This is a genomic window from Desulfovibrio sp. Fe33, from assembly GCF_028532725.1.
Taxonomy (GTDB): Bacteria; Desulfobacterota; Desulfovibrionia; order Desulfovibrionales; family Desulfovibrionaceae; genus Pseudodesulfovibrio.
The window spans coordinates 69,071-92,713 of record NZ_JAQKGU010000010.1; the positions used below are offsets into that span (position 1 = coordinate 69,071).

The following is a 23,643-nucleotide window of genomic DNA, read 5'->3' on the forward strand; positions in this document are numbered from 1 at the left end:
CTATTCCTCGTCCAGGCCCGTGATGGCGGCGTCGATCTTTTGCAGGCGGTCAAGCTTCTCTGTCTCGGAAAGACTCTCGTCGCGTTCCAACTGAAGACGCCGCTTATAAAATTCCAGTTTACGGACAGGCTCCAGTTGGGAGTTGTCCGATCCCTGAAAGCCGGTCCAGCTCCGGGCGGCCAGATTGGCCGTTTCGCGTCGCACGTCCGCTTCGCTTTTGCCGGGGCCGGGTTTGGCGTAGCCCAGGAAGAAAGCGCGGATGTCCGCCTTGAGGGCCGGATCAAGGTCCGAGCGGACCAGGATCGGGTCGGAGGGAATGAGCGGCGAGGTCCAGATGATCTTGATGCGCTGGTACCGTGCCGGGAACCTCGTTTTGAACCGGGACAGGGCCTGGCTGTTGCTGGTGGCCACGTCCAGCTCCCCGGATGCCACGGCCAGGAAATTCTCCTCGTGATTGTGGTGGACCAGCCGTTTGAACGCCTTGTTCGGGTCAATGCCCTCGGCGGCGAACAGATAGTAGCTCGGAACCGTGTAGCCGGATGTGGAGTTGGGATCGCCGATGCCGAACTCTATTTCTGCGGAATGCGCAAGAACGTCCTCCTCACAGGTCCAGGGGGCCTCCCGGCGGGTGATGAGATGGGCGCGGTAGCCTGGCCCGTACTTGTTTCGGGTCTGGACCAGGACTTCGGCTCCGGCGCGGTCAACGGCCTCGATGGCCGCCTTGTTGCCCAACCAGGCGATCTGGGCGCGGCCCGTGGCCATGTACCAGATGACCCCTGCGTAGTCGTCCAGAATCATGGCCTCCACTTGGCGGTTCAGAGCTGTGGAAAGGTCGTCGAGTATGGGCTGCCAGTCCTTGAGCAGAGATTCCCTGGAATCCGTGGAAGCCAGTCCCATGACCAGGGGCGACGCCGGGGCTTGCCATGGCAGGAACAGAAGGCAAGCCAGGACGGTAAACGCCGTTCGGGCGAGCCCGGGGATGCTGAGCTTCTTCATGAACCGTCCCTGATTGGAGTTGTGAAAACGGAGTCCTTTGTCGCTACAGCATTTTGCAAGTCCGGCAAGGACGGGGGCAGCGAAGTTTCGCAATTGTAACGGGAGAAAGTGAGGACGGCTAAGCAAAAAGGCCACTCCGACACGGAGTGGCCTGCATTGAGTCGTCCTGAACATGGCCCCCGACTAGTCTTCAAGGAAATAGTCGACGCTGGTGACGACCCGGACTTTCTTGATTTCGGGAGTGTACTGGTCGCGGTCCTGGAGGCTGAAGTAGCCCTGCGAGGCGCGGCGGATTCCCCCCACCCGTGAGCCGGAGTCCTCGGCGAACTGCTTGGCCGCGCTGCGCGCGTTGCGCGTGGCTTCGGCGATCATGTCCGGCTTGATGTCGTTGAGGCCGGTGAAGGCGAAGGTGGGCTGGAATTCGTAGTTGCGGACGAGCAGCACGCCTCGGGAGACCAGTTCGCCGGCGGCGGACATGGCCTTTTTGACCGTGGCGATATCGCCGGAACGCACCGTGATGACGGACTGCGCCGAGTATCTGCTCACAGGTCGCTGGCCGGGCGAGTTGTATTGGTTCTCCTGGACGCGGGGGGCGGAGGTCATGATATCGGCTTCGCCCAGCCCCTGCTCCTTGAGGAATTCCATGACGGCGGTTCCGGAGACGGCCAAGGCGCTGTTGAGTGCGGGCAAAGTGTCGGCGCCCGCGCTGAAACTGATGGGCCACATGGCCAGATCGGCGGGCACCTCGCGTTCGGCGAGCCCCTTGACCGAAACATAGCGGTCCATGGATTTGAAGTCGACCAGGGCCCCGGCAAGAACCCAGCAGCCGAGGATGAAACCGACGGCCAGGACGAGGCCGGTCAATATGGAGTGAGCGGATGATTTGCGTTCCATGGCATGTCCTTTGATTTGGAATTTTCCAGTCACAACGGACGATACGTCGTTCGCATGGGGTTGGCAAGGTGCTGAAGCGGGAGAGAGAAACGGGCCGTTGCCGTTTCTTCGTTTTTCCGGTTATTATGGAAGGTAAGAACCGAAAACCATAAGCGATAAGGATATCGGCATGAAAAAACATATTTTTATCCTGACCGCCTGCCTCTTCCTGGCTGCGGCCCTGGTCCCGGCCGCGTCGGCCGCGGATATCTTCCCCAACCTCGCGCTCATGGGCAAGACCAGTCCGGAGCATCGTGAATATCTGGGCGTTTCCGAAGGCGATATCAAGATATCGGACATCGGCGCGGACTTCGCGTTTGTCGAGGTGCTCAGTATGTATTGTCCCATTTGCCAGCATGACGCGCCGGGCGTGAACGACATGTTCGCCCGGGTTCAGGCGTCGGACAAGGCGGCCCGTGTCCGTTTTGTCGGCATCGCCGCAGGCAACACCCCCTTCGAGGTGGCCTTCTACCGCAAGAAGTTCGACATCCAGTTCCCGCTCTTCGAGGACCCGGACTATGTGGCCCACAAGGCGTTGGACAACGTCGGGACCCCGGCCTACTACCTGGTGGACCTGCGCGAAGGAAAGCGGACCGTCCTCATCTTCCACGAAGGAGAGATCAAGGACAAGGGCGTGTTTTTGAAGAATGTGCTGGATACGATGGGAAAATAGGAGATAAACCATGAGACGGACGCTGCTCGCCGCACTCGCGGTTTGCTGTCTGATGACGGTCGCGGCGTATGCCGACGATATCGTTCCCTATCCTGTGGGACATCTCAAGCCCACGGATTCGACGCTCAAGGTCAAGGTAGGCGACCCCGCCCCCGATTTCACCCTCCCGGAGATCAAAGGAGGCACGGTCTCGTTAAGCGATTACCGGGGGAAGAAGAACGTGGTCCTGTCCTTTGTCCCGGCGGCCTGGACGCCGGTCTGCTCCGACCAGTGGCCCGGCTACAACCTGGCCCTGGACATGATCCGCGCCCTGGACGCCGAACTCGTCGGCATCAGCGTCGACAACACCCCGACCCAGGCCGAGTGGGCCAAGGCCATGCACGGGCTGAACTTCCCTGTGCTGTCCGATTTCTGGCCCCACGGCAAAGTGGCCGACACCTTCGGCGTCCTGCGGGGAGACGGCACGGCCGAGCGGGCCGTCATCATCATCGACAAGGCGGGGGTCATCCGCTACATCGACGTCCACGACATCAATTCGCGGCCCGACTTGGGCGTCATGATCGGCGAACTGGAAAAGCTCGCCAGGTAGCGCCTAGTCCCAGGGCAGCGGGGCATTGTCGCGGTCGATGATCTCGGCGAACCGGGTTATGCCCAGGGTTTCGAACACGGACCGGAAATTGCTGGACAATCCGGTCAGGTAGACACGTCCGCCCGAGCCTGCGTATTCCCGCAACAGCGAGGTCAGGCCGGTGATTCCCGCGCCGTTGATGGAGGCGTTTTTCTCGAAATCTATGAGCACCGCCTCCTTGCCCATGGCCGCAGCCTGTTCGAAGGCTTCGGTCAGCCTGGGCATGGTGATGGCCGAGACGTTTCCGCGCACCCCGATGACGGCCGACTTATCCTCCTGCTTGAGCACGACCTGCCCCTCTTCGTTGCGGGCGATGGTCATTCGTTCCCGGGCGCGGGTCAGGGCCTTCTCAAGGGATTCGCGCTTGAGCGGCTTGTTGATGAAATCCGTGGCGTCGAGGTTCAGGGCCTGGATGGCCAGGTCCATGTCGCCGTGGCCGGTGATGACGATGACCTCGGTGCCGGGGCTGATTTCCTTGATGGCGCGCAGGGCCTCGATGCCGTCCATGACGGGCATCTTGATGTCCGTCAGCACCAGCTCAGGCGTTTCCCTCTTGAAGGTCTCGACGCCCTCCCGGCCGTTTTCGGCGGTCAGTACCTCGTACCCGTAGGCGGAGAGCAAGAGGGAGAACATCTTCAGTGTGGGCCTTTCATCGTCTATGACAAGTACTTTGCTGCTCATGCCTTGGACTCTCCTCGGGTGCCGGCGGCAGGGAACTCCATACGGAAGACCGTGCCTTGTCCTTTGGTGCTGTTTATGCGGATTTCTCCGCCGTAATCCTTGATGATGCCGTAGGTGATGGCCAGGCCCAGGCCCATGCCCTGCCCGGCCTCCTTGGTCGTGAAGAACGGCTCGAATATTCTTTGCTGGTCCTTTTCGTCGATGCCGCCGCCGGTGTCCTCCACCTCGGCGTAGACCCGCTGCGCCTCGTTGCCGGTGCGGATGATGATTCGCCTGTCGCCGCCTTCGCCGTTGGAAATGTCGTTGATGGCGTCGCGGGCGTTGGTCACCAGGTTGAAGATGACCTGTTGCAGCCGGTTGGAGTGCGCCTGCACGGGCCGAAGCCCTTCGTCCAGTTCCAGCTCGAAGCGGATGTTGTCCAGCTCGAACTGCCGCCGGATCATGGACAGGACCGCCCGGATCGGCTGGTTCAGATTCACGGACTCCTCCATGAGATCGGACTTGCGGCCGAAGGAGCGCAGGGTGTCGATGATTTCCGCGGCGCGGTCGACCTGCGCCGAGATTTCGTTGACCACTTCCTTGAAGTGCTCCTTGGGTATCTCCAGGTCCTCCTCCTGCATCATGGACAGGAATTCGCTGCCGACCTTGATGGCGTTGAGGGGCTGGTTGATCTCATGGGCCATGCCCGCCGACATCTCGCCCAGGGACTTCATCTTGCCCGCCTGGATGAGCTGGGCGTCCTTCTCGATGAGTTCGGTGATGTCCGTGACCGCGATGATGATGGCCTGCTTGCCCCGGTAGGAGATGGGGCAGGCGTGCATGTTCACGAAGAAGGGCTCGCCGCCGTTCTTGTAGTGCAGCCGCTTGGGATAGTAGACGCAGCCGCCGCCGATTTCGGCGAAGTAGTCCAGGCAGACGGTGTTGTGCTCCGGTCCCAGTTGCAGGAAGTCCAGGCCGATGAGCTCGTCCATGGGATAGCCATAGAGTTCGGTGGCTCGTGGGTTGGCGTCCCTGATGCGGCTTGTGGCGCAGTCCACCACGAAGATGGGGTCCGGCCCCGAGTCGAACAGCGAGCGGTATTTTTCCTCGGATTCGCGCAGGCGGCGCCGGTAGAGCTTGATGGACCAGACCATGTTGCGGAAGGAGTCGCCGAGCTGGATGACCTCGTCGCCTTCATGCTTGCGGTAGAACGCGCAGTCCGCGCACTTGCGATGGGTCTCGGCCGGCGTCTGGCCGCTGCGGGACTGGTCGAAGTGCCAGCAGGGAAGGTCCGTATTGGAAAAGGCAGGGCATTCGGCCGAGTTCCAGTCCTCGCCCGAGCCGAGCTTGAGCGGGATGTCGAAGTTGCCTCGGCTGATCTCGTCCGACAGGCGGGTCAGGTCGGATACGGGTTTGGTGATCCGCTTGGAGAGCCAGCTCGACAGGATGATGGAAATGATGACCACGGCCGAGATGAAGCCGAGGAAGGCCACGCGCAGCTTGCCGACCAGGGTGTCGATGTGCCGCTTGTTCAGGCCGACATGGACCGTCCCGATGCGGTACAATCCTTCGTGGATGGCCGCGGCCAGGTCGTAGACCTCCTGGTGCCCCAGCTCCATGAGCTTGATGGAGTCGTTCTTGCCGGGCGACAGGGTATTGGCGCGCAGGTTGTCGGGCAGGGGATGGGTCAGGGTATGGGCGAGGATGTTGCCCGCCTGATCCTCGATGAAAATGTATGTAACCAGGTCCTTGCGCTGCCGCAGTCTGGCCTCGTCGAAAATGAGCGCCAGCAGTTTGGGAACGTCGTTGTCCAGGATGTACGAGCCGCCGCGTTCGGCCACGGAGTGGGCGATGGCGAAGCCGCGCATTTCCAGTTCGTTGGTCAGGGAGGATACCAGGATGTAGCGAGAAATCAGGGCGATGGCCACGGAAATGAAGAGAACGGCCGCCAGCATGGAGATAAGCAGCTTCTCGCGCAGGCCGATGCGGGCGAGACGGGAAAATCGGCGTTCCCCGGCGGTCATCGCTGCGCCTCCATTCCTTTTTTGAACCCTGCCCAGTCAGTGAAGGGCAGGAACCGTCCGTCGCTCAGCTTGGTGAAGTGGATGGCGTCCAGTCCCTGGCGGTCATGCGGGCCGTAGGTGATGGTCAGTCCCGGGCCGAGCTTGAAATCCTTGATGGACTCGATGGCCTGGATGAACCCTTCGCGCGTCAGGTCGCGGCCTGCCCGGCGAAGACCTTCGACCAGGATTTCCGCGTTGAGAAAACCTTCGAGGCCCACGAAGCTCGGGGTGTCTTCCGGATAGTAGCGCTTGAGGAGCTTGACGTAGTTCCCCGCCGAGTCGGCCGGGTCGTCGGACTCCACGGGCGGCGGGACCACCTGGGACATGAATACGTGCGCCGGGGAGGCCCTGCCCACGCGCCAGGCGAGCTCTTCCGCGCCGACGAAGGAGACCGTGTAGAAGAGAGGGTTGTAGCCCTCTTCGACCGACAGGTTGATGAACCGGGCGCAGGCCCCGTATGTGCCGATCATGACCACGGCTTCGGCTTTGGATTTGCGAATGCGGTCCAGGCCGTCCTGGACGTCCAGGGTGCCCCGAATGTAGGAGCCGCGTGCAACGGGCTCCATGCCGAACTGCTTGAGCGCGAGTTCCGTGCCGATGAGGCCGTCGAATCCGTAGGCGTCGTACTGGTAGAAGACGGCGATCCTGGTCAGGCCGAGGTCCTTCACCATGTGCCGGACCGCGGCCATGGTTTCCTGGTAGTAGGAAGCCCGGATATTGATGACGTAGCGGCTGGGCGGCTGCCTGAGTGCGTTGGCGCCGGTGAACATGCCGATGAGCGGGATGCGCGCGTCCTCCACAAGAGGCAGGGCCTTGATGGTGGTGGGGGTGCCCACGTAGCAGAACAGGGCGAAGACCTGCTTGTCGACGATGAAGTGTTGGGTATTGGCCAGGCATTGGGGCGGATCGTAGGAATCATCCATGACCTCGACCACGATCTTGCGGCCGTGGACCCCGCCCCGTTCGTTGACGTAGCGGATATACGCCCGGGCTCCCTGAAGGGTCTGGGTGCCGAGGTATCCCGCGTGGCCCGACAGGGTCAGGGAGGAGCCGAGAACTATCTCGGTGTCGGACACCCCCGGCGTCCCGGCGTCCACCGCTGCGGTGTCCTCGGACGGATCGCACCCGGCAAGGGCGAGCGCGAGGAAGATGAGGATACAGATGAGGGTGGCGTTTCGCACGGTTCGGCTCCATGTTCTGGTGGCGGCACAACGTCGCTATTTCCCGTTATCTTTTCGTGGGGAAAAACACAAGAAACACCCATTTCCCCACGAAGCAACATCGTCCGTTGCCCCGATATGCGGGGAAAAAGACCCCGGCAGCGCGGGCTGCCGGGGTCACGAAAAACTCCGCTTGCCCCAAGCCTTGCGGCCGGACGGTGTGGCTTACGGAGGTGTTCCCGCATGATGCGTGCGAGTGGGAAATCCCCGGCGCGGGGGGAGGGACCCGCGCCGGGGGAGTGGTTCGTTATGAGGTCATGCGCTTGACCGGGCGGCCCAGTTTCGCCAGGAACTGCTTCCTGGACAGGGGGCCGCGGCGAACGCCGGAGGCGTCCGCGGACAGGGACTCGTAGTAGCTGTCCGGATCGGTCTGCACCAGGTAGATCACCCGCACGTATTCCGCGTCCACCAGCTCCGCGTCGGGATATTTCCCGGCGACGGCGGCCAGCCGCTCCTCGGCCAGAGCCAGCATCTCGTCCCGGTCGCCGAAGTTCATGGCGCCGGTGGGGCAGGTCTGGACGCAGGCGGGCAGCATACCCGCCTTGACGCGGTCCACGCACATGTCGCACTTGACCACCTGGCCGGTTTCCTCGTTGACGCGGGGAATGTTGTACGGACAGGCCATGGAGAAGGCGTCCTTGTCGGGTTCCTGGGCGGTCAGCTCGGTGTAGACGACGGCGCCGGTCTCCTGGTCATGGATGATGGAACCGGGAATGGTCATGGCATCCAGGCAGGGCGGCTCGACGCAATGGCGGCACTGTTCCGGGAAGAACAGCCACTGCATTCCGTCGGCGGTCTCCACTTCCTCGAAGCGGACCAGTTTGAGGGTCGTGCCGGACAGGTCCTTGGGGTTCTGATGGGAGCCCCAGTTCTCGGTCTGTTCGGCGGGCAGTTTTTTCCATTGCTTGCAGGCAACCTGGCAACCACGGCAGGCCGTACACTTGGTCAGGTCGACGAAGAATGTTTTACTCATGTCATTCCTCCTTTACGCCTTGCGGACGTTGACCATGAAGGCCTTGGTTTCGGGGATGCCCGTGTTCGGGTCGCCTACGGACGGGGTCAGCAGGTTGGCGGAGTCGCCGCCATCCTTGGGCCAGGTCCAGCCGAAGTGCCAGGGCAGGCCCACCTGGTGGACGATGGTGCCCTGGACCATGAACGGCTTGAGTCGGCTGGTGACGATCGCCTTGGCCCAGATGGAGCCGCGCAGGGAATCGACCGTGACCTTCTCGCCGTTCTTGATGCCGCGGAGTTCCGCCAGTTCGGGGCTCATCTCCACGAAGACCTGCGGCTCGGCCTCGACCAGCCAGGGCTGGTTGCGGGTCATGACGCCGGTCTGCCAGTGCTCGGTGACACGATAGGTGGTGCCGATCAGGGGATACCTGGGATCGCACACGGCCTTTTCCTCGGTGTCGAAGGTGAGCGCCGTGGGGTTGTGCAGGGTGCTGGAGAACGGATGCGACTTCACCGGACATTCAAGCGGCTCGTAGTATTCCGGGAACGGACCGTCGGCCCGGCCGGGACCGAAGAGCTGTCCGAAGCCGTGCTTGCGCATGATGAAGGCGTACTTGGAGCCGGGGGCCCAGCCGCCGTCGGGCACGTCGCCCACCCACTTCTCGCCGTTCCAGGCGATGACCGCCTTTTCCGGGTTCCAGGGCTTGCCGTTGAGGTCGACCGAGGCGCGGTTGTACAGCACGCGGCGGTTGACGGGCCAGCACCAGGAGAAGTTCGGGTACAGGCCGATGTTGGCTTGTTCCGGAGTCTGGGTCAGGTCGCGCCGGGCGGCCATGTTGCCCTTGTCCGTGTAGGAGTGGCAGTACAGCCAGTTGCCCGAGCAGGTGGAGCCGTCGGCCTGCAGGAAGGCGAAGCTGGGAACCTGTTCGCCCTTCTTGTAGATCTTGCCCTTGATGTCCACGTCACGGGTGAAGTGGCCGTTTATCAGTTTGGCCGTCTTGTGGGGGTCGAATACGCCCTTGGTGGCGATGGCGTCCCAGGTCAGACGGGTGATGGGCGCGGGGTAGACGCCGCCTTCCTTCTCGTACAGGTGACGGATTTCCGCCATCAGCTCGTACATGAGGTCGCCGTCCGGCTTCAGGCCGTTGGGGGCGTCCGGTCCCTTGTAGCGCCACTGCATCCAGCGGCCGGAGTTGGTGATGGAGCCTTCCTTTTCGATGGACACGGCGCAGGGCAGGAAGAAGACCTCGGTCTTGACCTTGGTCGGGTCCATGCCCGGTCCTTCCCAGAACCAGCCTGTCTCGTTGGGGAAGATGTTCACGTTGACCAGCCAGTCGAGGTTGCCCATGGCGCGCCGGTTCTTTTCGGCGTTCGCGCCGGAGCAGGCAGGGTTCATGCCCCATGCGAGCAGGCCCTTGAACTGGCCTTTCTCCATCTTGTCGAACAGGGTCAGCCAGGAATATTCCATGGCCGAGCCGGAATCGAGCCTGGGCAGGAACTGGTAGGCGTCCTCGGGGGTGTCGTCCTGCCACATGGCCTTGAGGAGCGACGCCGAGTATTTGGGGAAGTTGCCCCACCAGTTGGCGGACTTGGGATCGTTGGAAACCGGGGTGTTCGCCTTGTTGTACACTTCCAGGGTGGGCTGGGACGCCTTGGGGGTGCTCAGGTAGCCCGGAAGGATGTGGTACAGCAGACAGTGGTCCGTGGACCCCTGGACGTTGGACTCGCCGCGCAGGGCGTTGACGCCGCCGCCGGCTATGCCGATGTTGCCCAGCAGGAGCTGGATCATGGCCATGGCGCGGATGTTCTGCACGCCCACGGTATGCTGGGTCCAGCCCATGGCGTACATGATGGTTCCGGCCTGGTCGGCCTTGCCTGTGGCCGCGTAGGTCTCGTACAGCTTGACCAGGTTTTCCTTCTTCATGCCCGAGATGGAGACGACCTTGTCGAGATCGTAGCGCGCGTAGTGCTTCTTCAGGAGCTGGTACACGCAGTTGGGATCGGCGAGGGTCGGGTCCTTCTTCGGATTGCCTTCCGCGTCCATGGCGAAAGCCCAGGAGGACTTGTCATAGGAACGGGTGGACTTGTCGTAGCCCGAGAACATGCCGTCCTCGAACTTGTACTTGTCGCCGACGATGAAGGAGGCGTTCGTATAGTTGACCACGTAATCCCGGAAGATCAGGTCGTTGTCCAGGATGTACTTGATCATGCCGCCAAGCACGGCGATATCCGCGCCGGAGCGGATGCCCGCGTAGAAGTCGGCCTTGGCCGAGGTCCTGGTGAAGCGGGGGTCGACGTGGATCAGGGTCGCGCCCTTTTCCTGCGCCTTGGTCACCCATTTGAAGGAAATGGGATGGTTTTCGGCAGCGTTGCTGCCCATGATGAGAATACAGGTGGAGTTCTGGATGTCGATCCAGTGGTTGGTCATCGCGCCGCGTCCGAACGACTCTGCCAGAGCCGCAACAGTCGCGCTGTGTCAGATACGCGCCTGGTGTTCCACATACACCAGGCCAAGGCTGCGGAGCATCGTCTGGTAAGCCCAGCACTCCTCGTTATCCAGTGCGGCGGAGCCCACGGAGGCTATGCCGTCGCAGCGGTTGACCACCTGGCCCTTGGCGTTTTTCTCGGTCCAGGTCTTGTCGCGGGAATCCTTGATCCTTTTGGCGATGGTTTCCAGCGCCCAGGACAGGGAGACCTTCTTGAATTCCTTGGCGTAGGGAGCCCTGTAGAGGACGGAGTCGGGGCGGCGGTCGTTCTCGGCCAATTGCCAGATGGACGCGCCCTTGGCGCACAGGGCGCCTTCGTTGATCGGATGGTCGGGGTCGCCCTCGACGTTGATGGCCCGCATGTCCTTGAGGGACGTGTTCACGACCAGGCCGCAACCCACTGCGCAGTAGCAGCAAACGGACGTGGTCTGTTTGCTCCATTTCGGATTCATGGCCGACACATGGTCAGGCAGCGTCGCCGCCGTGGCCTTGCAGCCGAATCCGAGCCCGCCGAACGCCGTGGCCGTGGCCGCGACTGCGGAGAGCTTCAGAAAGTTTCTACGATTGGTGTGCATTCTACCTCCTGTGTTGAATGCGGGTCAGCGCCCGCGGATCTCGCGGCCGAGCGCCACGAGCAGCTTGTACCCCCCGGGTTGGGCGGCGTGACCGTAGTCGGCCGGGATGAACACGGGGTCGCCGCAGATGCGGTGAACCACCGGGGTCATGCTTTTGGCCGCCTGACGGACCTCGGCTGAGACGAATCCCAGCCCGGCGAAGGGCAGGGCGGTTGCCGCGGTCGAAGCCTGTGGGTGTTGATTGATCAAGCGCATACGCGTACCTCTCCCATCTTTTCTATTATTCCTCTTATGATCCATAGATGGGGAGCGGGCAAAGAAAGCCGTCTTGCGGTGGGTCTTACACAGGGAAAAATGTGCTCTATTTAACAGGATGACGCCATTCCTGGGTCCGCTTTATGTCGGATTTGACATAAGTTGATTTCCGCCCCACGGTTTGACACCAGGCGGGATGCCTTCGCCGAAAGGCTGCGGAGGATGCGAAAAAGCCCGGTTCCCATGGCGTGGAATCGGGCTTTTCACTATCATGGCGGGGTGTTTCGGACGAGTTAGTCCGTGTTCGGCACCAGTGCGCAGAGGTAGGAGGCCAGTATCTCGCACAGCGGGTTGTTTCGATTGTTGAAACGGAACTCCAGCTCCTTCATGTACAGGGGGAACCGCTGGCAGGAGATGCCCCGGAATTTCTTGATGCGCGACTGGGCGTACTCCCAGAATTCGTCGTGGACCGCGTCGATGTGCGGCGGCTCGTCGTAGCGGCGGATGATCTCGTAGGGCAGGGAGTCGTTGCCGCAGAACATGAGGGCGTCGTATTCCTTGTAGCGGTCTGTGTAGACCAGGTTGCCCGAACGGATGAGCTTCAGGTGGAAGTTCATGTGGAAGTGGAACAGGGTCTCGGCCTGGAAGCCGGGCACCAGGTCGATGAAGACCAGGCCGTCGCGGCGCAGGATGCCGTAGACCGGGATGGTGTCCATGTGCATTTCGCGCGGGCCGCCGGTCAGCCTGTTGCCCTTGAGATAGGAGTCCAGGCCCGTGGCCGGGCTGATGAGCTGCCGGGCGTCCAGGGCGTTGGCCAGGATGGCGAAGCGGATGGCGGTCAGGGCTTTGTAGACCGTGTTGTAGGACAGCCCCAGCTCCTCCTTCATCTGGTGGACCGAGCGTTCCTCGACGAACTGCACGATGAGGCGCAGCCACTCGCTCGGGCTCAGGGCCCCGTTGTTGAGCCACCGGCCGGAGAAGGGCTGGAAGGTGTACTTGCAGGCCGCGCAGCGCAACCGCTCGCCGGACAGCGTGTAGACCTTGCGATGCCCGCAGCGCGGACAGAAAGGGTCGCCGGTGGGCCAGGCCAGGTCCAGCAGGTAGTCCCTGGCCTTGTCCTCGTCGTGCAGCAGCGTCTCGAAGGCCGCGCCGTCATCCGTCGAGATGGTCGGCACGATGTGCGAAGTCTTCAGCATGGCGTCCCGCTGTGAACCGGGCATGGCACCCTCCGGATGTTAGAACCCCCAGGCGGACAGTGTGGCCCGCCGATATCCCTGGTTGGCGGCGACGTAGTCGAGGGCCAGGGAATCCAGGTCGTCCAGGACCGGGAGCGCGACGCGGTCCAGGTTCCGGAAATCGATGGTCTTGACGTATGTCTTGCATGTCTCGCAGACGTCTACCCGGAACCCGGGCTCTTCGTCCACGGTGAAGAAGGTCAGCTTCTTGTGGTCGTCCTCGCCGCAGACCGGGCAGGCGATGCGCTTGATCCGGTAGTGATGGCGGCAGAACGAGCAGGTGGCGTGCCGGAAGCCCTCTTTTTGCTCCAGGGAGGAGATGAGCGGCATGGCTCCGCACACGGGGCAGGTGCCGACCGGCGAAATCTTCATGTCGGGGAGCTTTGCGGCGAGCATTCCGGCGGCGGCCTCCATGGACGGTCCCATGGCGGCCTGCACCAGGAACGGCAACGTCCTGGGAGCGCCCGGCATCCGTTCGGCCCATTTGCCGAAGAAGGCTGTGTCGTCGTCCAGAAAACGCCGGAACAGCTCGGCCGGGGTGAGTTCACCGGACTCCAGGGCCTTGGCCGCGATTCCTGCGCCGTCGCCCAGGGGGCCGTCGATCTTGCTGACAATGCGGATCAGCTCGCCGAGCAGCCGTTCGGCCTGGGCCGCGTCAAAAGGAAAATTCTCGCGGTTGACCAGGGAGACGCCCTGAAGCACGGCTTCGGGCGCGGCGAGTTGCTCATCGGGCGGCAACCGCACTTCCGCTTCGGGCAGGGCGGCCAACTGTAGGTGCGACACTTCGTCGAGCAGGTCGATAAGCTCTGACGATATATAGGATTTCTTTCTAAGCTGCGCCAGCTTGCGATCCAGTCTGCGCGTCTCTTGGGCCATGTTGCGTTCCATGTGGTTCTCCAGAGTGTTTTCCGATCTGGGAAAACAGTATTGAGGTGGATGTCATCATGCCAAAGGTTTTGCACTTCCTCAAGGTTTTACACTAATGCATGGTATCATATTGTAATAATATATTATTAATGTATGCAATTGTGTCTAAATTGACATAATATGAATAGGATGGATCAATAAAGCTGGTTAGTTACAGAGACGAAAAAAATCTGAGATGCTCGTCGGGAAGAGGCTTCCGCGCGCATGTAATCGGCGCGGGCGGCTTCCCTTTGCGGGTGGTGACGCGCGGGCGGGACTTTCGGATACGGGGCCCTTTGGCGGCGAGGCCGCCAAAGGGCCTTCATGGGTGTCGTTGTCGGTTATGATTCACAGAGCACGATCGGCAAGATGAAGATCGCTGCGCCGGCAGCGAAGATCAGCCCGATCAGGAGCAGCTTCCTGAGTGAGTATTCCTTGGGTGAATAATCGATTTCAGGTTTCTGCGAAGACGAATTTTCCATGTCGGGAAACTTGGGATCAACCATAGGGTAAGAGAACCTCCGTTGTTCCAACGAGTGGCAATTTCGCCTGGGACGGCGAGGGTCCCGGCGGCATTGGTCGAATCTATGACGCGACGGGGAAGAACGGAGGCGCCCGGGTCGCGATCGACCTGTGCGCGCAATGGAGGGCTGGGCGGCTTGCTGTGGCCCCGGACAGGAACGCGGCCGCCCTGACGAAGTCGGCGGCCAGCCTGTCGGGACTTAAGGCGAGCACATGCCCCTGTTCAAGAAATTCGGGACTCGTGCGATGGAGGGGCTCGACGCCGCATGTCGTCGCTCCGGCATGACCGGGCGCGGAAAGGATAAAGCCGGTGTCGCGGCTCAACTCCTGCCCGTCGTCGAGGAAACGTCCGCCGTCCGTCTGCGCCAGGCACAAGGCCAGCAGCAGGAAGACGATCAGTCGTGACATATGGCGGATTTTGATCGGCAACGGTCCGGCTCGCATTCGGTTTTCAGCTTGTCGCGCGGGACGGGCGCATCCGTCTTCAGCGGGTGCGCGAGGCGCTACCCGTCAGCGCTATCATGAGTACGAACTTCCTGCAAAGGGATATTTCGGCGTACCGGGCGCGGGGGCCGGTGGTCAAAAGCCGATGATTCTCCCGTTGTCGTTGTAGACCCAGAAGCTGTCGTCGCGGATGTTCCCGATGAGGGTGATGCCGGTTTTCCTGGCCAGCTCGACGGAGAAGCTGGTGGCCACGGCCGTTGACGCCAGGACCGGGACGCCGATGCGGACCACTTTGAGCAGGATTTCCGAAGCCACCCGGCCCGTGGTCACGATCATCTTGTCGTCCACGGCCACGTCGTCCAGGAAGCATTGGCCGCACAGCATGTCGATGGCGTTGTGGCGTCCTATGTCCTCGCGGAAGAGCAGGATTTCCTCAGGGGTGCAGAGGGAGGAGTTGTGGCAGCCGCGCGTGGTTTTGTACAGCGTGGACCGTTCGTGCAGCTCTTTCGCCAGAGTGAGAATCTGTTCCGGGCTGACGCGCACGTCGCCGCCCACGGTGCGTTTGGAGATGGTCGCCACATTGCGTCCGAAGTTCGTGCCTTTGCCGCAGCCTGAGGTGATGGACCGCTCCATGACCCGGTCCTTCCACGGATCGTGGCAGGTCTCCACCTCGGCCGTCAGCCGGTCGCCCTCGTCGCGGATGGTCAGGTCCGTGATCTGGGCCGGGCTGGAGATGAAGGCGTCGGACTTGAGAAAGCCCACCGCAAGGTATTCTGGATACTTGGCCGTGCACAGCAGCGTGACCACCTCGCGTCCGTTGAGGAAGATGGTCAACGGCACTTCCCGGATGGAACTGACGGTCTTGCGGGAGAAGCCCCGCCGGTATTCATGTATAACGTATTCTTGGCTATCCGAACTCATATCCGCCTCCGTGCGTAGCGCGGCTTCCCTTCCAGGCATCTCTTAATCCGGACGGGGCGTGCGGGCAAGTCGGCGGATTTTGCCCTGATTCTCACACTCCGGCGGGGTCAGAGCGTGTTCGGGAACACTACGGGGCGCGGCGCCACGGACATTGACGATGAAACGAGCGGCCTACAGGGATTCCAGCAGGGAGGTCAGGGTGGTGCCTTGGGCCTCGTAGGTGGCGAGCAGTGAATCCAGGGCCGCGTATTTCCGTTGCAGCGAGGTTTCCAGTGCATCCAGCCGTTTGTTTTCGTTGTATATCTGGTTGTCCAGGCTGGTGACGTTCTCCTCGTAATGCTCGATAAGGATGGTCAGGGAACCGGTTTCCGCGTTGGTCACGCCGTCGAGCGAGTCGGACAGCTCTCCTATCTTGCCCTGCTTGACCCGGCACGAGCCTTGGTAATCGCCGTCCGCGTTAGCGGTCACGGACAGGTACAGGCCTTTCGCGTCTCCGTCGGAGGCGAGAATGGTCCAGCCGTCCACGGCTGCGTCTTTCCCGTCCACCCGGGCCGAAACCAGTTCGCCGCCGGAGATCGTGTACTCCACGGCGTGCTCCCCGGCTCCGGTAACGCCGTCGATGACCGAAATGACCTGCAACCCTTCGCTGTCCGATTCGCCCTGGGCGCGGGCCGAGAACAGGGAGGCCACGGCCGCGGCGTCCTTGTCCAGGGCTTCCTCCAGGTCGTCCTCGTCCAGGAGAAGCTGGCCGTAGGTGTCCGAGTCCTCATCCGTGTCGGTGCTGAAGCCGATTTGAGACAGGGCGGTGTAGTAGTCGCCGCCTCCGTCTTCGCTCCAGGTCTTGAACCCTTGGGCCGCCGAGGAGACGATGGATTTGATGTTGTTGTAGACGATGTCCAGGGCGTAGCTGTCCACGGTGTAGGTCTCCTCGTCGGAGTCCTCTTCCGCGGTGACGCGCCCGGTAAGAAGCTGGATGTCCTCAATGATGGCGTTGAGCGATTCCTGGAACTCGATGATGGCGTCGTACATGCCGTCGGTGTCGTAGCCCACCGAGACCTGAAGGGTGTCGCCGTCCGTGGTGTCCTTGAGATCGAAGGTCAGGCCGTCCACCACGTCGTCGATCGAGTTGGACGCCCGCTCGATCCAGTCGCCTTCGTCCGGCGGGAATCCGTCCACCTTGATTTGCGAGTCCTGCCCGGCCTGGGTATTGACGAATCCTCCCGCGCTCATTCCGGTCAGGGAACCCGTGTCGGTTACGGCGATGACATTGTCGTCGCCCACGTCGCAGCTCTTGAGCACGAGATAGCTCGCGTCGCCGTCGTCCATGACCGAGGCCTCGAACTTGTCGCGCGCGTCCACCGAACCGTTGATGGCCGAAACCAGCCCCGACAGGGTCGTGCCCGAGGCCACGTCGATGGTGATGTCCTCTCCGCCGAAGGTCACGGTCAGGGAGGTCGCCTCGTCGGCGATCACGGTGTCTTCGGATTCGTATGCGGTGTCCATGCTTACCCAGACATCGTTCAGGGCGAGCCGGTTGACCTCGATGGTGTGGATGCCCGGTTCGGCGTCGCCATCGGCGTCGACCTCCACCTCCTCGCTGCTGACGCTTGCGGTCATGGAGAAGAATTCGTCGGGCTCGTCCATGTCGTCCAGGAGCGTGTTGAAGTCGTCGATCTTGTCCGCGAGCTGCTCCATCAGGTCTATGACGTATTCGTACTCGTCCTTTTTGTCCTGGTACTCCTCAAGCTGGAAACTCTCGGAGTCGACGATCGCGTCGATGATCTCGGAAAAGTCGGTGCCGTTGCCGAGTCCGGAGAAGGACACGTCGCCCGAGGTGGTGATCGGCTCGTATGTCTCGACCGTGCTGGAAAGGGAGGAGATGTAGCCCATGGCGGCCTCCTAGATGTAGTCGAGCAGGGACATGCTCATGATGCTGGACGAGGTCGAAAGGACCGCCTCGTACACGTAGTTGGCCTGTTCCAGCTCGACCACGAGCTGGGTGGCGTCGGCGTCCTCCTCGCGGCTGATGGAGTTGGCGGCCAGCTCCTTGACCAGCGAGAGCGAAGTCTGCGTGTAGCTCACCTTGTTCTCTCTCGCCCCGATGTCCGCCGCGCCCGTTTCCACGGTCTCGTGGCAGTCGCCGAGGACCTCCAGGCACCGGGCGACACCCTCGTGGTCGCCGTTTTCCATGTAGACGATGCAGTCGGACAGGGTCTCGAACAGGTTGGGGGAGTCGAAGGGCTGGCCCGTGGAATCGTCCACGCCGCCGAAGATGTCGCTGCCCACCGTGTTCATGTCCTCGGAGGTGCTTTCCGAGACGGCCACGGACATGGCCTTGGCGCTGCCCGTGTAGACGCACGCCTCGCGCAGGTGGAAGAGGGAGCCGTCGCCTTCGCCGTTCGATGCGGTCACGGCCGTGCCCGAGGCCAATTCCACCTGGGCGTCTCCAAGGTCCAGAACGGTGTCGCCCGGGGCGAGGGCGGACTGGGTCCATGTCTCGCCGCCGTCCGTGGAATATTCGTAATCCAGCGCGTCCGCGCCCACGGTCCCGTCCGAGGTGAAGCGCACGGCCACGGTTCCGTCCACCTCGCCGGACAGGGATACGAAGTCCGCGTGGTGCAGGGAGTCGTTGGACAGGGTCACGCCCAGCCCCATTTCGTAGGCGTTGTCGCCGATGTCGTCCCCGGCGAAGAGCGAGTCCGAGCCGAGCTGGGTGTTGGCGATGGCGTACAGGGCGTCGAGGTATCCCTCCATTTCCAAGGCCATCATCTTGAGCTCGTCGTCCGTGTAGGTCTCGGTGGAGCCCTGTTCGCACAATTCCAGGGCCGCCGTGATGGTTTCGCTGGCCGTGGACAGGGACTGGTCGGCGGTGCCGAGGTAGTCCAGGGCGGTCCCGCAGTTGTCTATGTAGCCGCTCAAAGAGGATTCGTAGGCGGAAAGCTCCACCACCCTGCCCATTCCCGCCGGGTCGTCCGACGGGCTGTTGATCCGCTTCTGGCTGGCGTTCATCATGGTGAGCTTGCTCACATCGTTGAGGGCCGAATTCATCTGGTTGAGGGAAAGCGAAAAAATCTGTGCCGTGCTGATGCGCATGGGGTGCCTCCTGCGGATCAGACCAGGTCGAGGACGGTGTCCATCATTTCCCTGGTCACGCTGATTATTTGTGCGGCGGCCTGGTAGGCCTGCTGGTACTTGGTCAATTCGATAAGCTCTTCATCCACGTTGACCTCGCTGGTGGAGGACTGCTGCTCGTAGAGGTAGTCCACGGAGGTCCGGGCGTAGGTCTGCTGCAAATCCGCCGCGGACGCGGCGGAGCCGACGCTCGCCGTCAGGGCGGCCATGGCCGAGGCGAGGCTCGTTTGCAGGCTGCCCACGGAAAGGGTCTTCTCGTACAGGGATGCCAGGGCGGAGGCCGTCTCGTTGGAGCCGGTGGCCACCAGGCCGTCGTCGCCCGCCGAGCCGCTGTTGATGTGCGAGGAGTCGGCGGCCGCGTAGCTGTTGATGGAGATGGTCGAGGCGTCCGTGCCGGTGAAGAAGGTGTTCAGGCCCAGGGCGGCCATCAGGTTGGCGGTGTCCCCGGTGATCTCGAATGCGGCGTCCGTTCCCGCGGAGAGCCGGAGCGTTCCGTCCGTGACCGTGGCGGTCAGCTCCCCGCCGAAGGCCGCGTTGATGTCCGCAGCCAAGTCGTCCAGGGAATCGCTTGCCGGATCGATGGACAGGATGGAGCTGGTCGAAACGTTGCCGTCGGAGTCGTAGGTGGTCAGGGCCAGCTCTCCCGCCTGGATGGCGTCCGCGAAATGCAGGCCGCTGTCGTTGAGGGGGGCCGAAGCGTCGTCAACGGCGTAGCTGCCGGTCAGGGCCGTGTGGTGCTCAAGGCCCGTGCCCGCCGCATGGATCTCGTTGACCTCCCGGATAACGGCCTCGGCCAGGTCGTTCAGCCCGTCCAGGGTGGGCGTCACCGTGTCGTCGCGCGTGAGGAACAGGCCGGCCAGGCTTCCCCCGGAGGTCCGGCCCGAGACCATGTCGCCGCTGTCGTCCGTCAGCGGGGTGATGTTGGTCAGGTCGCCGTCGCCGGACTGCCAGTACAGGCCGGATTTGGGCACGACGGTGTACCTGTCGCCCGCCGCGTGCTCTCCCGCGCCGTCCTCGAACCAGATGGATACCCCCTCGATCTCCGCCGGATCGTCCGCGCCGGACGCGGTGTAGAGGACGACGTCCCCGTTATCGTCTGTCTTCCAGCTCTGGCCGCCGTCGGTGGAGACCTTGAACTGCGCCGTTCCGTCGGATCCGGAGGAGACGAATTCGATGAGCAGCTCCTCGCTGGACGAGCCCGAATAGCTCAGGCTGCCGTCATAGTCCGAACCGCGTACCGGGGATTCGGAGACCCTTGCCTCCGAGTACGCCAGGCTGTGTGTTTCGCTTCCGTCCACGAGACTGTATCCCTCCCCGGTCAGTATGGTGACCGTGTTGTCGGACTTGTAGAGGACCTCAACGCCGATGAGCGAATCCAGCTCCCTGATTTTCTGATCCCGTTCGGACACGGCCTGGTTGTCGTCGGGGTTGGCAGCGATGGCCGAGTTGAGTTCGGCCAGGTCCTCGATGAGCCCGTTGGCCTCGTTCACCTGATCCCGGATGTCGCCGTTGATGGCGTCCGTCATGGAGGCCAGGCTCGCGGCGGTGGAAGTGAACGCGTAGACCAGGGTTTCGGCCTGGCCGAGCAGGGCCGCGCGGGCCGACGTGGAATCCGGGTCGGTGACCAGCTCGTTCCAGCCGTCGAAGAACTCCTCCAGGACGTCGCTTATGCCGCCTTCGGACTGGTTCAGCAGGGAGTCCAGCCCGTCCAGGTAATCCAGGGCGCTGGTCTGCGCGGCCAGGTCGGCCAGGGCGTCCAGGTATTGGCTCTCCACGAACTTGTCCCACTCGGACTGGATGGCCGTGATGTCCGCTCCGGTGCCGACCGTGATGCCGTTGATCGTGATGGAGCCGCCGGTGTCGTAAACCGTCGTGGTGCGCTGGTAGCCGGTGGTGTCCGCGTTGGCGATGTTGTTGGACGCGTTGTTGACGGACACCTGCGCGTTTTGCAGCGCGGACTTGCCTATGCTGTAGAGGTTGTTGATCATCCTGTCCTCCGGCGGTCCCCGTGGCTAACGCTTCAGGTTGATGGCCGTGGACAGCAGGGTGTCGGCCGTGGTGATGATCTTGGAGTTGGCCTGGTATGCCGCCTGAATGATGATGAGGTTGGTCAGCTCGGTGGCCGTGTCCACGTTGGACTGCTCCAGGGAGTTCGAGGCCAGTGTGCCGAATCCGGCCGAGCCGGGCGTGCCGATGAGCGCCTGCCCTGATTCCGTGGTGGCCGAGAAGAGGTTGCCTCCCTCGGAATAGAGGCCCTGGGTGTTGGTGAAGTCGGCCAGGGCGAAGGTGTAGAGTTCCTGGCTCTGCCCGTTTGTGTAGCTTCCTTCGAGGATGCCGTTCTCGCTGATGGAGATGTCCGTCAGCTCGCCGGGCGCGTATCCGTCCTGGGTCAGGGTGTAGGTGGCCGAGCTGGAAGTGGTGCTGGTGGTGGCGCGGGTGGACAGGACCCCGGTGTTGAAGGCGGGCAATTCGTCCGGCGTGGTGGCGGCCGAGAAGTCGTCCAGGGAATCGATGCCGCCCGAAACGTCCCAGCCCGTGCCCGTGGCGAAGTCCGCGTTTGATATGCCGAAGTCGAGTGAAATGGTCTGGTTTTCCTCGGCTCCCGTGAAGTTGACCTCGAACAGGGGCAGGCCGCTGTCGTCGAATTCGGCCAGGAGCCAGTTCTCGGCGGCCAGGGGATCGGTGGTGTCCGTGGGGGTGTCGGACAGGGTGAAGGCGGTCATGGATTGCAGGTCGCCCGAGGTCGAGAAGGTCAGGGTGCCGGTGACGAGCATTCCCGCGCCGCTGGTGTCGCCCATGTCCGTTCCCGCGAAGTCGCGCATGTCCTCTTCCGCGTCGCAGCAGACCGTGTATTCCCAGACGATGGAGCCGTCGTCGGTCTCCACGGGGTCGTAGTACGTGGTCAGGTCGTGGGACGCGCCGTTCTCGTCGAAGACCGTGATGGTCGTCTGGTAGGCGTAGCGCGAGTCGTCCAGGGCGGGATCGGACGTGCCGTCGTAGATTTCGAACAGGGAGGCGTAGGGGTTGGTCGAGGATGCGGTGTTGTCCTGTTCGGTGGCGTCCAGGTTGACCTGCATGGCGACTTCGCCGGTGGCCTGGGGCGGCGACTGGGAATTGTCCAGCCGGATGTCCACCAGCCCGCCGGTGATGGAGCTGTCTTCGGTTTCCCATCCCTGCACCCGGTTGCCGTGGGAGTCCACCAGGTAGCCGTTGGTGTCGAAGGAGAATCCGCCGTCGCGGGTGTAGTAGGTGTTGCCGGTGTCGGGGTCGACCACGATGTAGAAGCCGTCGCCGTTGATGGCCACGTCCGTGACCGTGTTGGTGGTCTCGTAGGCTCCCTGCGAAAAGTCGGTGGTCAGGGAGGAGGTGGTCACGCCGTTGCCGACCTGGCCGATGCTCCCCCCGGCGTAGACCGTGGAGTAGAAGACGTCCTCGAAGGATATGGACACGGATTTGTAGCCCGTGGTCGTCGAGTTGGCGAGGTTGTTGCTGACCACGGAAGTGGCCTGACTCTGGGCCTGAAGTCCGGAAATGCCGGTGTACATGGATCCGCTGATGCTCATGATGCGCTCCTTGAAAAACGGTCTGGTTACTGGGTGGCGTAGGTCACGTCGGCCAGGTTCACGGTCCGGCCGTCTTCGAGGGTCAGGACGACGCCTTCGTCGGTGGTGCTCACGCCGGTCACGGTGCCGGTGGTCGTGGTGGTGCAGCCGACCTTGTCCCCGTCGGCGTCGTAGGCTTTGGCGACGGCGTAGTAGATGCCGTCGTCGACCTCGTCGCCGTCGTAGCCTGTGCCGTCCCAGGTGAAGGCCACGGTGCCGCTTCCAATGTCGGTGAAGGTCTGCGTGTCGACGATGGACCCGTTCGAGTCGTAGAGGTTCAGGGCAAGCTCGGCCGCGTCTTCGTCGAGGGTCAGGTAGAGGATGGAGACGTCCTCGCCATCCTTGCTGACGGCGTACCCCTCGGCCTCCACCTGCTTGCCGATGTAGTCCAGGCCGCTGACGGCTCCGAGCGAGTTGATGCTGTCGGTCAGGGAATCCATCTTCTCGTTCATCTCGGTCAGTTGCTCCAGTTGGGAGTACTGCGTCATCTGGTCGACCATCTGGGCGTTGTCCACGGGCTCGGTGGGGTCCTGATGCTCAAGCTCGGCGCACAGCAGGGTGATGAAGTCGTCCGAAGTCAGCGACGTGGAGCTGGCGGCGGCGGTCGACACCGAGGTCGACGACGCGAGCAGGGACTCGTAATAGCTGGTGGTGTCGATGCTCATGAGGCTTTCCTCCTTTCGGAAAGGCGCGGCTCGCCGGCTTCGGCCAGGGGAGCGGATGCGCCGTAATGGATGCGGAGCCTGTTCAGGGCCTGGGATTTGATGCTGCGGACGGTGCGCGAGGTGATGCCGAGCTTCCGGGCGATTTCGCAGGCGATCAGCCCTTCCTTGAAAAAAAGGGTGAGGACTTCCGCCTGCCGGTCGGTCAGCACGCCCGCGGGCAGGCTGAACAGGGAGGTGTCGAGTCCGCCTTCCGGGTTGCGCAAAGGCTCGTCGGTGAGCACGGATTCCATCCAGCGGAGCTTCTTTCTGTAGTAGTCGATGACCGTGGTGCGGCAGATGATGTTGAGCCAGGTGATGAAGGAACTCTTCTCGACGTTGTAGCGTGAAATGTAGTCGTTCTTGAATATTTTCAGCGCTATTTCCTGGTAGACATCATCTATTTCAGATCCATGCAGATTTATGTTTCTGGATTTTACGAAGTTGATGATGAGCTTGTAGATGAGCCTGGAATGTTCCTTGAACAGGCTTTCATATGATATTTCATCATATCGCTTTTCAATTTCCATTATTGTGCTGCTCATTTTGAACCTCCTGCATCCCCAATGAGCAATGCAGGTGCCGATCAACATCAAGAGAACGTAAAGTCGTATTGAGTTTTGTTTGACCGATGTTTGCGACGGATAAAGATGCGCTGTCCGGCATCGCGATTCGCATGAGAAAATGAAGAAAAAATTAGGCGGAATGGGCTGGGAAAACGTCGGAGGGCCGCTTCGTGC

Annotated in this window: 21 protein-coding genes; 2 read left to right on the plus strand and 19 right to left on the minus strand. The window is 62.3% G+C overall.

The features are described 5' to 3' along the window. Both phnD and PSN43_RS12960 read right to left on the minus strand, forming a co-directional pair. Entirely contained in the window at positions 1-996 is a 996-nt protein-coding gene (phnD, locus tag PSN43_RS12955) for a phosphate/phosphite/phosphonate ABC transporter substrate-binding protein (RefSeq protein WP_272701157.1), read from the minus strand. Between the two features lie 183 nt (positions 997-1,179). Further along, positions 1,180-1,890, minus strand: a complete 711-nt coding sequence (locus tag PSN43_RS12960; RefSeq protein WP_272701158.1) for an SIMPL domain-containing protein — start codon at positions 1,888-1,890, stop codon at positions 1,180-1,182. Positions 1,891-2,059: 169 nt separating this feature from the next. On the opposite strand from PSN43_RS12960, the gene PSN43_RS12965 reads away from it, so the two are divergent. Both PSN43_RS12965 and PSN43_RS12970 read left to right on the plus strand, forming a co-directional pair. Further along, positions 2,060-2,602, plus strand: a complete 543-nt coding sequence (locus tag PSN43_RS12965) for a TlpA disulfide reductase family protein (RefSeq protein ID WP_272701159.1) — start codon at positions 2,060-2,062, stop codon at positions 2,600-2,602. Between the two features lie 10 nt (positions 2,603-2,612). After that, complete coding sequence (locus PSN43_RS12970; RefSeq protein WP_272701160.1) at positions 2,613-3,191, plus strand: peroxiredoxin; 579 nt, start codon at positions 2,613-2,615, stop codon at positions 3,189-3,191. A 3-nt stretch (positions 3,192-3,194) separates the two neighbouring features. On the opposite strand, the gene PSN43_RS12975 is transcribed toward PSN43_RS12970, so the two are convergent. The 17 genes from PSN43_RS12975 to PSN43_RS13055 all read right to left on the minus strand — a co-directional run bounded on the left by PSN43_RS12975 (position 3,195) and on the right by PSN43_RS13055 (position 23,448). Further along, a complete protein-coding gene (locus PSN43_RS12975) occupies positions 3,195-3,911 on the minus strand; it encodes a response regulator (RefSeq protein WP_272701161.1) in 717 nt (238 codons plus the stop codon). After that, on the minus strand, positions 3,908-5,914 hold the full coding sequence (locus tag PSN43_RS12980) for an ATP-binding protein (protein WP_272701162.1): 2,007 nt from the start codon (positions 5,912-5,914) through the stop codon (positions 3,908-3,910). The genes PSN43_RS12975 and PSN43_RS12980 overlap by 4 nt, the downstream gene beginning before the upstream one ends. After that, the gene (locus PSN43_RS12985) at positions 5,911-7,134 is read right to left on the minus strand and encodes an ABC transporter substrate-binding protein (RefSeq protein WP_272701163.1); all 1,224 of its coding nucleotides are present in this window, start codon (positions 7,132-7,134) and stop codon (positions 5,911-5,913) included. The genes PSN43_RS12980 and PSN43_RS12985 overlap by 4 nt, the downstream gene beginning before the upstream one ends. A 286-nt stretch (positions 7,135-7,420) precedes the next feature. Beyond that, positions 7,421-8,146, minus strand: coding sequence for a 4Fe-4S dicluster domain-containing protein (locus tag PSN43_RS12990; protein ID WP_272701164.1), 726 nt, complete (start codon positions 8,144-8,146; stop codon positions 7,421-7,423). A 12-nt stretch (positions 8,147-8,158) separates the two neighbouring features. Beyond that, positions 8,159-11,185, minus strand: coding sequence for a formate dehydrogenase-N subunit alpha (gene fdnG, locus PSN43_RS12995; RefSeq protein ID WP_272701165.1), 3,027 nt, complete (start codon positions 11,183-11,185; stop codon positions 8,159-8,161). A 24-nt stretch (positions 11,186-11,209) separates the two neighbouring features. Next, a complete protein-coding gene (locus tag PSN43_RS13000; RefSeq protein ID WP_272701166.1) occupies positions 11,210-11,440 on the minus strand; it encodes a hypothetical protein in 231 nt (76 codons plus the stop codon). 293 nt (positions 11,441-11,733) lie between these two features. Beyond that, on the minus strand, positions 11,734-12,636 hold the full coding sequence (locus PSN43_RS13005; RefSeq protein WP_442874877.1) for a transposase: 903 nt from the start codon (positions 12,634-12,636) through the stop codon (positions 11,734-11,736). Between the two features lie 39 nt (positions 12,637-12,675). Then, the gene (locus PSN43_RS13010) at positions 12,676-13,563 is read right to left on the minus strand and encodes a formate dehydrogenase accessory protein FdhE (protein ID WP_272701168.1); all 888 of its coding nucleotides are present in this window, start codon (positions 13,561-13,563) and stop codon (positions 12,676-12,678) included. 359 nt (positions 13,564-13,922) lie between these two features. Further along, on the minus strand, positions 13,923-14,087 hold the full coding sequence (locus tag PSN43_RS13015) for a hypothetical protein (RefSeq protein ID WP_272701169.1): 165 nt from the start codon (positions 14,085-14,087) through the stop codon (positions 13,923-13,925). Positions 14,088-14,166: 79 nt separating this feature from the next. Further along, entirely contained in the window at positions 14,167-14,511 is a 345-nt protein-coding gene (locus PSN43_RS13020) for a hypothetical protein (RefSeq protein WP_272701170.1), read from the minus strand. 171 nt (positions 14,512-14,682) lie between these two features. Next, positions 14,683-15,468: a formate dehydrogenase accessory sulfurtransferase FdhD gene (gene fdhD / locus PSN43_RS13025; RefSeq protein ID WP_272701171.1), complete on the minus strand. Its 786-nt coding sequence runs from the start codon at positions 15,466-15,468 to the stop codon at positions 14,683-14,685. Between the two features lie 171 nt (positions 15,469-15,639). Further along, positions 15,640-17,358 (minus strand): flagellar filament capping protein FliD, encoded by a 1,719-nt coding sequence (gene fliD / locus PSN43_RS13030; protein WP_272701172.1) that lies wholly within the window; start codon positions 17,356-17,358, stop codon positions 15,640-15,642. A gap of 9 nt (positions 17,359-17,367) precedes the next feature. Further along, a complete protein-coding gene (locus PSN43_RS13035) occupies positions 17,368-18,561 on the minus strand; it encodes a flagellin N-terminal helical domain-containing protein (RefSeq protein WP_272701173.1) in 1,194 nt (397 codons plus the stop codon). Between the two features lie 17 nt (positions 18,562-18,578). After that, positions 18,579-20,588: a flagellar hook-associated protein FlgK gene (flgK, locus tag PSN43_RS13040; RefSeq protein WP_272701174.1), complete on the minus strand. Its 2,010-nt coding sequence runs from the start codon at positions 20,586-20,588 to the stop codon at positions 18,579-18,581. A gap of 24 nt (positions 20,589-20,612) precedes the next feature. Then, entirely contained in the window at positions 20,613-22,163 is a 1,551-nt protein-coding gene (locus PSN43_RS13045; protein ID WP_272701175.1) for a flagellar hook protein FlgE, read from the minus strand. Between the two features lie 26 nt (positions 22,164-22,189). Beyond that, positions 22,190-22,867, minus strand: a complete 678-nt coding sequence (locus tag PSN43_RS13050; RefSeq protein WP_272701176.1) for a flagellar hook assembly protein FlgD — start codon at positions 22,865-22,867, stop codon at positions 22,190-22,192. Continuing rightward, positions 22,864-23,448: an RNA polymerase sigma factor gene (locus PSN43_RS13055; RefSeq protein WP_272701177.1), complete on the minus strand. Its 585-nt coding sequence runs from the start codon at positions 23,446-23,448 to the stop codon at positions 22,864-22,866. The genes PSN43_RS13050 and PSN43_RS13055 overlap by 4 nt, the downstream gene beginning before the upstream one ends. Positions 23,449-23,643 lie beyond the last annotated feature (195 nt).